This window comes from Halorubrum rubrum (assembly GCF_024494685.1).
In the GTDB taxonomy this organism is placed as follows: domain Archaea; phylum Halobacteriota; class Halobacteria; order Halobacteriales; family Haloferacaceae; genus Halorubrum; species Halorubrum rubrum.
Map to the genome: position 1 here is coordinate 155,427 of NZ_JANHDM010000009.1, position 11,730 is coordinate 167,156.

The 11,730-nt window shown below is 67.4% G+C and carries 11 protein-coding genes and 1 pseudogene; 5 read left to right on the forward strand and 7 right to left on the reverse strand.

All coding sequences use genetic code 11. The features are described 5' to 3' along the window. Positions 1-75 precede the first annotated feature (75 nt). Positions 76-912, reverse strand: a complete 837-nt coding sequence (locus NO889_RS11365) for a polysaccharide deacetylase family protein (protein ID WP_256412361.1) — start codon at positions 910-912, stop codon at positions 76-78. A gap of 268 nt (positions 913-1,180) precedes the next feature. On the opposite strand from NO889_RS11365, the gene NO889_RS11370 reads away from it, so the two are divergent. From NO889_RS11370 to NO889_RS11380, 3 genes are read left to right on the forward strand one after another with little or no spacing between them, the layout of a single operon-like run. Continuing rightward, positions 1,181-2,356, forward strand: coding sequence for a DUF1616 domain-containing protein (locus tag NO889_RS11370; RefSeq protein WP_256412362.1), 1,176 nt, complete (start codon positions 1,181-1,183; stop codon positions 2,354-2,356). Next, complete coding sequence (locus NO889_RS11375) at positions 2,356-4,269, forward strand: hypothetical protein (RefSeq protein WP_256412363.1); 1,914 nt, start codon at positions 2,356-2,358, stop codon at positions 4,267-4,269. Before NO889_RS11370 ends, NO889_RS11375 begins: the two co-directional genes overlap by 1 nt. Continuing rightward, entirely contained in the window at positions 4,266-5,405 is a 1,140-nt protein-coding gene (locus NO889_RS11380; RefSeq protein WP_256412364.1) for a glycosyltransferase family 4 protein, read from the forward strand. The genes NO889_RS11375 and NO889_RS11380 overlap by 4 nt, the downstream gene beginning before the upstream one ends. A gap of 25 nt (positions 5,406-5,430) precedes the next feature. On the opposite strand, the gene NO889_RS11385 is transcribed toward NO889_RS11380, so the two are convergent. Next, positions 5,431-5,652, reverse strand: coding sequence for a hypothetical protein (locus NO889_RS11385; RefSeq protein ID WP_256412365.1), 222 nt, complete (start codon positions 5,650-5,652; stop codon positions 5,431-5,433). 196 nt (positions 5,653-5,848) lie between these two features. On the opposite strand from NO889_RS11385, the gene NO889_RS11390 reads away from it, so the two are divergent. After that, the gene (locus NO889_RS11390; RefSeq protein ID WP_256412366.1) at positions 5,849-7,054 is read left to right on the forward strand and encodes a sulfatase; all 1,206 of its coding nucleotides are present in this window, start codon (positions 5,849-5,851) and stop codon (positions 7,052-7,054) included. A gap of 59 nt (positions 7,055-7,113) precedes the next feature. Here NO889_RS11390 and NO889_RS11395 read toward each other — a convergent pair whose 3' ends face one another. Beyond that, complete coding sequence (locus NO889_RS11395) at positions 7,114-8,037, reverse strand: glycosyltransferase family 2 protein (RefSeq protein WP_256412367.1); 924 nt, start codon at positions 8,035-8,037, stop codon at positions 7,114-7,116. Between the two features lie 150 nt (positions 8,038-8,187). Then, positions 8,188-8,919, reverse strand: coding sequence for a glycosyltransferase family 2 protein (locus tag NO889_RS11400; RefSeq protein ID WP_256412368.1), 732 nt, complete (start codon positions 8,917-8,919; stop codon positions 8,188-8,190). A gap of 28 nt (positions 8,920-8,947) precedes the next feature. Between NO889_RS11400 and NO889_RS11405 the strand changes: the two genes are divergently transcribed. Beyond that, entirely contained in the window at positions 8,948-9,424 is a 477-nt protein-coding gene (locus NO889_RS11405) for a hypothetical protein (RefSeq protein WP_256412369.1), read from the forward strand. 6 nt (positions 9,425-9,430) lie between these two features. On the opposite strand, the gene NO889_RS11410 is transcribed toward NO889_RS11405, so the two are convergent. The 3 genes and pseudogenes from NO889_RS11410 to NO889_RS11420 form a co-directional block, all read right to left on the reverse strand. After that, a complete protein-coding gene (locus NO889_RS11410) occupies positions 9,431-10,048 on the reverse strand; it encodes a cohesin domain-containing protein (protein ID WP_256412370.1) in 618 nt (205 codons plus the stop codon). Then, a complete protein-coding gene (locus NO889_RS11415) occupies positions 10,045-11,388 on the reverse strand; it encodes a dockerin type I domain-containing protein (protein WP_256412371.1) in 1,344 nt (447 codons plus the stop codon). The genes NO889_RS11410 and NO889_RS11415 overlap by 4 nt, the downstream gene beginning before the upstream one ends. A gap of 161 nt (positions 11,389-11,549) precedes the next feature. Beyond that, a pseudogene (locus NO889_RS11420) lies at positions 11,550-11,730 on the reverse strand (IS6 family transposase); the annotation flags it as partial.

The following is an 11,730-nucleotide window of genomic DNA, read 5'->3' on the forward strand; positions in this document are numbered from 1 at the left end:
GACGACGAGGAGAACGACCCGAACGTGTTCTCGGCGATGGATCCGCCCGCTCGCAGTCGAGTTCGGTCGTGACGACTACCCGTCGCGGGCGTCCAGCGAATCGAGGTACCGTTCGGTCGTCGTGAACTCGAAGTCACCCAGCAACCGTCGGAACTTGCCGAGCGCCGAGCCGAGCCGGTGATAATGGAACCACGCGTACTCGTCGATCCGCGGGATCGACGGGTCCAGCTCCCAGGGGTGAACGTAACAGACCGCCGGGTGTCCGGCCGCGCTCCGCCGACGGAGTGCGTGTGCGATGAACCGGTACGGGAGGGCCCGGAGGTAGAACCCGCCCGCCACGGGAACGTTCACGCCGGCTCCGGGGACGCGATAGGTACTGAGCGGGACCTCCCATAGGCCGTCCTTCAGCGGCACGGTCGGGTCCTCGGATCCGATACGGTACGGCCGTCTCGGCGCGCTCGGGATCCCGTACAACGGCGTCTTCACGGGAAACACGCTGGAGTCGTATCGAAACCCGCGCTCCTCCAGCACGTCGATCGCCCACGAGGTCGACCGGTCGAGCGAAAACTTCGGTGCGCGGAAGCCGTCGACGTCGTCGATGCCGATCCCTCGGAGCGTCTCCACGGAACGGTCGATCTCGAACTCCAGTTCCACCGGAGTCATCTCCGAGAGGTGTCGATGCGAGTATCCGTGCGATCCCACCTCGTGGCCCTCGTCGCGGATCCGCCGGACGAGGTCCGGATGGTTGTTCGCGACCTCCTCGAGTACGAAGAACGTGGCCTCGTTGTCGGTCTCCGAGAGCAGCGACAGGATCGTCTCGACGTTCTCGACGACGCGGTCGGTACACTCGCCCCACCGATCCATCGGGAGGTCGCAGTACCACGGCTCGACGTCGACCTGTAACACGTTCATTGTCGGAGTCGGCCCCCGCCGCGGACATAGTTATGATTCTGATACACGTACGGGAACCGTCCGTGTGACCACGCTGCCGTTCGCTCGCGTCTCACGGCCGGCCGTAGATTCACGCAACGACGGGAACGTCGGTACCGGTGAACGCCCGTGTCCCCACCATCCCTCGGGAGCGACATGGTCCCTCGACGGATGCGATCCGCGTTCGGGAACTGAACGGGATTAGCCGTACAATAACAATGACCTGGCGACGCCGAGTCCGATCAACGTAATGACGGTCACTCGCTCCCATTCGTATTCGAATCTGATCTCTTTATTTTGGCCGATCCCCGCGGTTCTACTGGTCGGTATCGCCGTGTTGTGGCTCCCGTCGGGGTCCGCGCTTCGACTGTTGTTGGCCCTCGTTGCGCTGTCGTTCCTTCCCGGGTACGCCCTCACGCTCGCGGTCTTTCCCGGACGGCAACCGGGGTGGAACGAAACGCCGACGCCGATGGCGTCGGAACGTCGGGAGTCGACCCTCTCCTCGCTCGGTCCGGTCGAACGGATCGCGATGGGGGTCGGGTTCAGCGTCTGTCTGGTGCCGCTGTACGGCTACGTCGTCTCGCTCGGGTTCGGCGGATACGATCCCGGCACGGCGGTCGTTCTCGTGGCGGTCACGACGCTTCTGTCGACGCTCCTCGCCGCCGGCAGGTTCGCGCTCTCCCCGACGGACCTCGACGCCCCGTCGCCGTTCGCTCGACTGGCGGTGGACGTGGCCGATCGGAGCGCGGCACCGACGCGAGACGAGCAGCTACTGAACCTCGCCGTCGTCGTCGCGCTCCTCCTCGCCGCGACGTACCTCTCGATCTCGATAGCGTTGCCGCCGGAGGGTCCCGACTACACCACGGCTACCTTGTTGACCGAGAACGGCGACGGGGAGCTGGTCGCCGACGGATATCCGGATCGACTCGGGGAGGACGAGTCGGCGGAGCTCGTCTTCCGACTGGAGAACCGCGAGTCCCGCGAGGTCGAGTACGAGGTCTTCGTCCAACTCCAACGGGTGGGTCCGGACGGGGGCGTCACCGAGGACACGAGACTCGATCGGTTCGAGCGAACCGTGCCCTCCGGTCGATCGTGGGACAGGAGCCACAGCGTCACGTCGACGATGTCCGGCGAGCGGGTCCGGCTCGCCTACCTCGTCTACGTCGGCGACGCGCCCGCGGAACCGACGGTGGACAACGCCCACCGGAGCCTCACGCTGTGGGTCGGCTCGGGAGACGACCCCGAGGGAACGAACGCCGTGGCCCCGCAGTCGAGCGTTCCGGCTCCCGAGCCGCGGTCCGATCCGGAACCGACGGTTGTGGGCGGCGCGGGGGCGTCGGTCGCCGGACCCGTCGTGGCCTCGCTCCCCTCGAGCGCGATCCGCGGCGGACCGTCGACGTCCGGCGTCGACCGGAGGGCGGACTGATGTCGCCCGGCCTGCCGTCGACGTACGCGCCCCGAAACGTCGCGCCGATCGGACTCCTGATCGGGACCCTCTGTTTCCTGATCGCCGTCTCCGCCGCCAACGGTGCCCCGGCGACGGGCACCGAGGTGTCCATCTACGAGGCCACGCCGCTGCTCTTCTGGATCGGGATCGGCGTCGCGCTGTCGGTGAGCGTCGTCACGCTGGCCTTCGCCGGTTCCTGGATCCAGTGGGCGGGCAGTCTCGCACTGAGCGGCCTGTCCGTGCTCGCGATCGTCGCGCTACCGCTCGTGCGGGGATACTTCTTCTACGGACTCAGCGACTCGATCCGTCACCTGGGGGCGGTACGGAGGCTGGTCACGGACGACCTGGGATTCACCGAGATCGTGTATCCGGGGGCATACGCGTACAGCGGCTTTCTGGCCGCGCTCTCGGGGATCCCCCTGGAACGGGCGATGTTGTTCGTCGTGTTCACGATGATGGTCCTCTTCGTCGTGTTCGGCACCCTCTGCGTTCGGACGATAGTACCGCGTCGACGCGCGGTCGCAGTGGCGGCGGTCTCGATGCTCCTCTTCTTGCCGCTGAACCAGATAAGCCTCCATCCGCACTTCCACACGTTCTCGTTGACGACGTTCTTCACGCCCGTCCTGCTGTTCGTGGTGATCGGACACCTCACCGCCGGGACGGCGGACTCGACGCTCCCCGGCCGGCTGTCGTCGACGGACCTCGCCTTCGGCGTCGGGGCCATCGCGGTCGTCCTCTATCACCCGCTGGCGGCGACCGACCTCATCATCGTCCTGGGATCGATAGTGGCGATCCAGTGGGTCGGACGGCGGGCCTTCCCGGGAACGCTTCTCGCTCGCTCGCCCCCGCTTTACGGACAGTTCCTGTTCCTGGTCGTCGTCTTCGCCGTGTGGAACGGACAACAGGACGCCGCGGTTCGTCACTCCTCGAACATCATCGAGGCGTTGAACGGGTGGATCACCGGGACCGCACGGGCCGGAGAGGACATCACGCAACGGACGGAGTCGGCCGGATCCGTGGGGCTCAGCGTCGCCGAGATATTCGTCAAACTGTTCCTCGTGAAGGTGTTCTACGTTCTCGTGGCCGCGGCGGTCGTGCTTGCGAACCTCCGGTCGAGGTACCTCGAGGAAGAGAGCAGCACCGTCACCACGGCGTTTTCGGTGTCGGGGATCGCGCTCGGCTCCTTCGCGCTCGTCACCTTCATCGGCCCCATCAACGAGTACTTCTTCCGACACATCGGGTTCGGAATGCTGCTCGTCGCGATCCTCGCACCGATCGGATTGACGAAGGCCATAGACGGCGTCGAACGCCTCTCTCCGGGACTGGAGGTCTCCCTGAAGACGGTCGGCCTCGTCGCGCTGGTGATCGGGGTGACGCTCTCGATGCTCGTGATCTTCCCGTCGCCGTACATCGCGCAACCGACCCAACACGTCTCCGAACAGCAGTACGAGGGACACGTGACGGCGATCGAGTACCGTGCGGAGGGCGCGGCGGTGGCGTCCGGCCGCGGCGGTCCTCGACGGTACGCGACCGCGATGGGCGTCTATCTCGATCCGCGCCTCTCGTGGAAGACGCCGCCGGAGGCCCTCCCAGGGGAGTTACGTCGCTACCGGGGTCACGACTTCGCGACGGAGGAGTTCTACTACTACATCCAGACCGAACACGCGGAACGGAAGGAGCTGGTCGCGTTCCGCGGCATTCGGTACGACGCGGCGGACTTCAGGGACGTCGACCGGACGACCGGCGTGAGCCGCATCATGAGCAACGGGGAGGTCGACGTCCACTACGTCGAGTACGCGGACGGGCCGACGTTCGGCCCGGCGCGGCTGGACCCGGCAGCACCGATCCGTCCCGACGGTTCGAGGGTCGCCCGCGGGGGTGTGCCGGCGTGAGTTCGACGCGTACCGAGGCCGGCGTCGAGGTACTCGTCGTCGGCCCGTCGCGCTCCGGCGGCGGCGGCGTGAACCGCTACATCGCCGAACAGCGTCGACACCTCCCGGACCACGTTCGGACGCGCGTCTACAGCGTGGCCGTGCCGCCGGGAGACGGGCTCGCTCGGTTCGCTCTCGCCGTGCTCGTCGCGCTCCGACAGATGCTCCCGTTCCCGTTCCGTCGTCCGCCCGACGTCGTCCACGTTCACACCTCCCACTGGCACTCGTTCTACCAGTCGTCGTGGTACGTGTTCGTCGCGGCGTTCGTGTGGCGCCGTCCGGTCGTCCTCCACGTCCACGGGTCGTCGTTCGACGAGTTCCTCGAAACCGACTCCCGGCTCGTTCGAGCGCTACAGAACGCCGTCTTCGACGCGAGCGACGTCGTCGTGGCGCTTTCGGACGGCTGGGCCGAGCTGATCGAGCGACGGGTGGACTCGCGGAAGGTGACCGTGCTCCACAACGCCGTCGACGTCGCCGAGTACGAGTCGTCGTTCTCGACGTCGCCGATACGGCTGTCGTTCGTGTCGAACCACGTCGAACGCAAGGGGGTCGAGGAGCTGGTGGCGGCGATCGATCGGCTCGCCGAGGAGCGTCCGGTCGACGTCGTCATCGCCGGGAAGGGCCCGGAGTCGAATCTCGCCGCGGACCTCGCCGACGAACGGCCCGGCGTGGAGTACGTCGGATTCGTCTCCGAGGAGCGGAAACGCGAGATCCTCGCCGAGTCGTCGGTATACGTTCTGCCGACGTACGCCGAGGGCGTGCCCATCGCGATCCTGGAGGCGATGACCGCCGGCAACGCGATCGTCTCGACGGCCGTGGGCGGTATCCCGAGCGTCGTCGACGATCGAAACGGCGTGCTCGTCGAGCCCGGGGACGCGGACGCGCTCGCGGACGCGCTCCGAACGCTTCTCGGGGACCCCGACCGCGTGGAGTCGATGGCGAGAGCGAGCAGCCGACGGGCCGAACGGTCGCACTCGTGGGACCGCGTGACCGAGGAGCTGGTCGCCCTGTACTACTCGCTCGCCGGGACGCCGCCTTCGGACGCCGAGTCGCCGCCCTCGGACTCTGAGCCGTCGACGACCCGCTCCGAGGCGTGAGTTCACGGGCGGGACGCGGGGCGATTCACGCGTCCAGGTAGCCGAGCGACCGAAGCCGCGCCTGGACGTCCTCGTCGTCCACGTCGTCGTACGAGCCGTCGTCCGCGTCGGCGGCCACCACCTCCTCGAGGACGAACCGGACGTACTCGTCGACCGATTCGAACGTCGTTCCGGCGGTCCGCCGCTCGACGCGCTCGTGGAGGTGCTCCGGGATCTCGACGGTCCGTACTTCGGTTTCTGTGTTCATCGTGGTTCCTATCGACCCTACCGTGCGTGACCGACTTCAGTACCCCGTCGCTAACGAGCGGCTTCGTGTCGGACCGCCCCGGTGACCGTCGACCGGCGTCGCGTGCGCTGCCGAAACCCGCCGAACCGGGCCCCGAAACCGCAGGCCGAGGTAGGACGCGTATAACAATGGTCGGGCTACGGCACTGACGGGTAGGATGGGAGATCCACGGAACGTCGTGCTCGTCACGGTCGACAGCCTTCGCGCCGACCGATGCGGCCACCTCGGCGGCGACGGCGGTCTCACGCCGACGATCGACGACCTCGCGGAGAGCGGACTGCGTTTCGACAACGCCATCGCGCCGGACGGCTCGACGCGCGGCTCGTCGACGGCGTTCATCACTGGCGACTATCCGTTCGACCGTCCGGGCGTCGATCGCCGGGAGACGATCCGGAGACAGCTCCGCGCCCGCGACACGCTCGCGGAGCGGTTCGGGCGGATGGGGTACGAGACGGCGGCGTTCACGGCGAACCCGTGGACGTCCCGGTCGTTCGGCTTCGACGAGGGGTTCGATCACTTCGAGGACTTCATGGACGACACCACGTCGAACCGGTTCGACGTCGACGGGGACGGGGACGGCGGAGCCGTTCGAGGGACCGCGATCAGGCTTCTCGACTGGTGGCAGGGACAGGAGATGTTCATGTCCTGGGAGTCCTTTTACGACGACATCGAACGCTGGACGCGGTCGGCCGAGGAGCCGTACTTCCTCTGGGTGTTCCTCGTCGACGTCCACATGCCGTACATCCCCCCGAAGGAGTACCTCCGGTTCCGGCCGCTGACGTACGCGGCGAACGCGTGGCTCTTCGGCGGCGCGAACGAGCGAACGAGCCCGCTGTTCCGGGACCGGCTCCTCTCCGCGTACGACAAGACCGTCGAGTACACCGACGACTTCGTCGCGACCCTTCTCGACGACGTGGGCGACGACACCGTCGTCTGCGTCCACGCCGACCACGGCGAACTGTTCGGGGAGGCGGGCCGGTACGGACACGGGTACCTCCACGAGTCGGTGATCAACGTCCCGCTCGTCGTCGGGAACGTTCCCGCGGAACGCGTCGAGCGCCCCGTCTCCCTCGAGGCGATCCCGGAGCTCCTCACCGGTCTCGCGGTCGGGGACCGACCGACGGTCGAGCGGCCGTACGTGACCACTCGGAACGGCGCCGGGATGCGGATCGCGAGGGGACCGAACTGGCGGTATCAACGGACCGCCGAGGCCGAATCGGTCGCCGTCCGTGAGAACGGACGATGGCACCGCCGGGAGGAACACCCGTTGTACGAGATCGGGCGCTCGATAGTCCGACGCCGTGACGCGACCGACGCCGAGCGGGAACGGGTCGCCGCCGCGGTACGGGACGTCGAGATGTGACTCGGTCCATCTCGTGAGGGAAGTGCCGCCGGCGTGCCGCGTTTGTCGCGTTCGCTCGCCTACCGTACCGATCGGTTCACGCGCTTGGCGAGTCCGTGTGTCACCGGCCCGCCCATCGCCGCCGCCATCGTCAGCCACGCGAGTCCGTACGTCGGTCGGTGACGGACCGCCGCGAGCGCGTGACGGACCGCGTCGCGGTACCGTCCGCTCCCCAGGGCGGTCCCCGCCAACGACCGCAACAGGGTGGCACGAAACGCGTCTTCACATCCGTACTCGCGCGCGAGACCCAGGTGCTTGTTCAAAACCAGCGGGTAGGAGGTGTCACGTTTCGTCTCGTAGTCGCCGCTGATCTGTTCGTGTCCCATCCGCCTGACGACGAGCGGCTCCGGCACGGCGGCGAACTCGCAGTGGAGCGAGAGCCGGAAGTACCACTCCCGGTCCTGCCAGCTCGGGAGACGGACGTCGAGGTCGCCGGCCGCGTCGATAACGCTCGCGTCCACCAGCATACACGAGAACGGGTTGAGCGACGCACCGCGGAGCATCGCCTTGGTGACGTCCCCGCTCGTGGTCGGCGTGCGAACCTTCGTCGTCCGCCCGTCGACGACGTAGCGCTGTCCGGTGTAGACGGCGCCGACGTTCGGTCCCGACGAGTTCAGCGCCGCGAGCTGGCGTTCGAGCTTGGTCTCCAGCCAGACGTCGTCGTCGTCGATGAACGCGACGTATCGTCCGCGCGCGGCGTCGATCCCCGTGTTCCGGGCGGCGGCGGCACCGCGATTCTCCCCGTGTCGAACCAGCGTGACGTCGATACCGTCGGTGTCGATGCCGTCCAGGATCGGCGCCACCGGTTCGGGAGAGCAGTCGTCGACGACCACCAGCTCGACCGCCGGGTGCGTCTGTGCCGCGACGCTCTCGACCGCGTCCTCGAAGTACGCCGGCCGGCCGTACGTCGGGAGGACGACGCTGACCGTGTGCTCGTTGGCCATCGACCGGAGTACCGACGAGACGGTACTTCGTTATCGACGGGGTATCCCGTGGAAAAACGGGCGGTACGCCCCGTCGACGGTCGGGGGCCTTGGTCGGCGCCGGACTCCAGTTGGGGCGGCGGAGTCCGGTCCGCCGAGAATCGAGCCGACTCAGTTCCGCCGCATGCCGACCACGCGCCCCGCGAACTGCATCAGGTTCGATCCCGCTCTGACCACGGCGTGTTTCGGCGGGAACCCCACGTAGTTCATCGGGTTCACCGCCGTCTGGAGCGTCCGAAAGTACTGCTGTGACCGCGGTACGCCCTGCTTCTCCCAGAGGTACGGCGTCTGTAGCTCCAGCCTGTACTGCTTGCGCCAGTAGTCGACGACCGAGTCGGCGTACGGGTGAACCACGACGAGGTTGGGGTCGTAGTATATCGGGTAGCGGGTGAGCATTCGGTCGGCGAGCTCCTTCTCCTCGTGTCCCCACGTGATGTTCTCGTCCCACATCCCGACCGCCTCGAACACCTCCCGCCGACAGGCCGCGTTACAGCCCCAGAAGCGAGTGACGTAGCGGGGTTCGGACCCCTGGTCGTAGTGGGCGGTGAACCGTTTGATGACGTCGTCGCGGGGGTGGACGATCCTGCCGGTTACCACGGACTCGCAGTCAAGCAGGTCCGAGACCCGTTCGAGGTAGCCGTCGGTCGGTAGCGAGTCGTCGTCGAGGAAGACGAGCTTCTCCGCGCTCGCCCGACGGATCCCCGCGTTCCGGGCCTTCGTCGCGGAGTCCTCTCTCTGAACGAGCACCTCGTAGTCGTCGAACGCCTGCGCTTCGAGGCGCGCGACGGACTCGATCTCGCCTCTCGGCTCCAGGGTGGGGACGATGACGCTAAGCTCGGGCATCGGTCTCGGTGTGATCGCGTCGGTTGCTGTGTCCCACGATGGGTGGCACACGGACGGAGACGGGCTTAGTTATGAGGTACAAACTCCCCCGGCGGCCGACTATCTCTCCGACGACCGGATCTGCGTCGGCGCGGACGGGAGCGCCCTCGGGTATCCGTTGTGGACGACGTCGTGGTTCTCGAGGCGTCGGCGGACCGCGATCGCGTGGCGGTCGAGGAGGCGTCGGCGGACCGGGTCGGCGGTCAACGCGATCAGCTACTACGAGTGGAACGAGCTGCTCGAGGAGTACTTCCGCGCGTACGACGCGTTCTGTCCCGGCCCGTCCTTCACCGAACGGCTGGCGGACGTGGTCGAGGCCGAAGCGGAGGTCTTCCGGGAGCTGTTCGCGGACGTCGACACCTACCGTGCGGCGGTCCCGCGGAGTTCCGCGTGGCACGCCGACGGGATCGACCGGGAGGTCGTCGACGGCGTCGGGTCGGTCTCCGGCGGGACCGACGGGACGTGACCGACCCTACCGCCGTCTCCAGCGCAGGTAGCCGTAGAGCGTCACGCCCGCGGCGAGGACGGCCGTCGCCCCGAAGCCCGGCACGACCGTCTCGGTCGTGCCGGCCTCCGACGCCACGGTGACCGTGACCCGGTCGAACCGGCTGATGTCTCGCTCCCCGCCCACGTCGTCGGAGAGTTTCGTCTCGGATCTCACGAACGAGAGGGCCGTCCAGTTCCCGCCGCTCCCGACTATCTCGACGGTCAGCGTCGCGAGGCGCGGGTCGTCGACGGTCGAGGAGCGGTACTGGTTGAACGCGACCCGACTGTTCTCCTCGTCGACGTTCACCACGGGATCGTCGAAGTCGTCGGTTCCCGACACCGAGACGACCTCCACCACGGCTGGATCGAAGGCCAGCACGACCTGGTAGCCGGAGACGTTCGTCGCGTTCGTGGCGACCGTCAGGTCGAACCGATCGCCCTCGGTGCCCTCGAGCGAGATTCTGCTCTCGTCGCCCGTGACCGAGATCGACGCGTCGCCGGCGGCGGCGACGCCGGCGCTCGCGACGGTCGCTCCGAGGAGGAGCGCGACCGTGGCGACGACCACCGCCGGCCGTGATCCCGTGCGCCCGGCCCGCCGGGTCATTTCGATCCTCGCTCGTTCGCGATCTCTACCACGTCCGTGACGTCTATCTCCCCGTCACGGTTGGCGTCCGCCGCGTCACGGTCGATCTCGATGTCCCGGTCGGTGAGGTACCGTTGGACGAGTTCGACGTCGTCGTCGTCCACGTCGCCGTCGCCGTCGACGTCTCCGGGGGATCGGGACGGCAGGGACGCCGAGAACCGGTCCTCGAAGTCGAGGTCGAAGGAGAAGCGGCTGTCGTCGCCGACCTCGTACTCGTCCAGGTGGGGCGAGTACGTGTGTACCTGGATACGGTCGGGAGCGTCCTCGCCACCGTCGGGCACGAAGGTGAGGAGTCGGAGTCGGCCGAAGCCGGTCCCCTCCCGTGCCTGATAGTTCGCGAGCAGCTCGTAGACGGGCAGTCCGTCCCGGTTCTCGGACGTCTGGTGGTACTCGCCGTCGTTCTCGTGATAGTGGCCGCAAAGCACCGCGAACACCTGCGCGTTCGGCTCGACGAGATCCCGCCAGACCGCCTCTCCGTGATTCCCGTCGCCGTCCGCCTCCTGGACGTAGCGGGTTCGTCCGGGGTCCGATTCCGCCCCGTCCAGTTCGTCTCCGTTCGGATCCCTCCGAGCGTCGCCGTCCGTGAGGTACGAGTGCGTCGTGAGCAGGGTCGGGCGTTCGGGGTACCGGTTGAGGACGCCCTGTGCCCACTGGAGCGTCACGTCGCGTGGTTCCCACTCCAGCGCGAGGTGGAGGAAGTCGTACCCGCCCGCGGAGAACAGTTGGTACGAGTTCGCCTCCTCGTCGCCCGGACCGGTTCCGCCGAACCAGTCGCGGCCGTCGAACCGCGACGCGCCGAAGTGCGCGGCGTAGTCGTCGAGTCCGGACCGTCGGACTCCCGTCTCGGCGTAGTCGTGGTTGCCCGGAAGCGTGCTGTAGGGGACCACCCCGTCCAGCGCCGACAGCGCGACGTCCATCCACACCCACTGCGTGGGTTCGTCGCCCTCGTCGACGACGTCGCCCTCGTGTGTGACGAAGGCCACGTTCTCCGCGTCCGCGTTCTCGACGATCCAGTCGATCTGATCGATCGCGAATCGATACCACCGGTCGTTGATCGTGAAGTACTGCGTGTCCGGGAGCGCGACGACCGTCCACGCCCCGGACGGCACACCCGACGTCGCGTCCGACGCGCCCGCGAGGAGCGCCGCCGCGGTCGCGCCGCCGATCCGCACGAACGATCGCCGCGAGAGCCCCGTGGCGTCCGGGGGATCCGGGTCGCGATCGGAACCGTCGGGGGCGGTAGCCGCGTCGGGTACGGTAACCGCGTCGGCGCGGTCTCTCCGGGCGGAGTTGGGAAGCATCGAGACGTGATCTTGCGGAGGGGGACGCCTCACGGTCGGAAAGCTAGACTCCGATTTATCGGCGTCTTCCCGAGTTAATCGGCGGATACCCCCGGATCCCGGCGTTCTCCCGTCTCGAACTGGACGCCGGTGAACGAAGCCGTTTAACCCGTCGTGTTAACTTAAGCATGATTCCACCAGACGGTGTGGGCTTGCAACCACGTTTCCGCGGTCGATGGATCGACATGGCTGAAACAGTTTGAAAACGAAGAGGTTCGTCGTTGTACTTCTCTAAAGACACGTTCGACAGAATTTCTCAAACCGTGTTGTTCGACGCGGTAACTGTAGTTTTCGCGGCGGAGA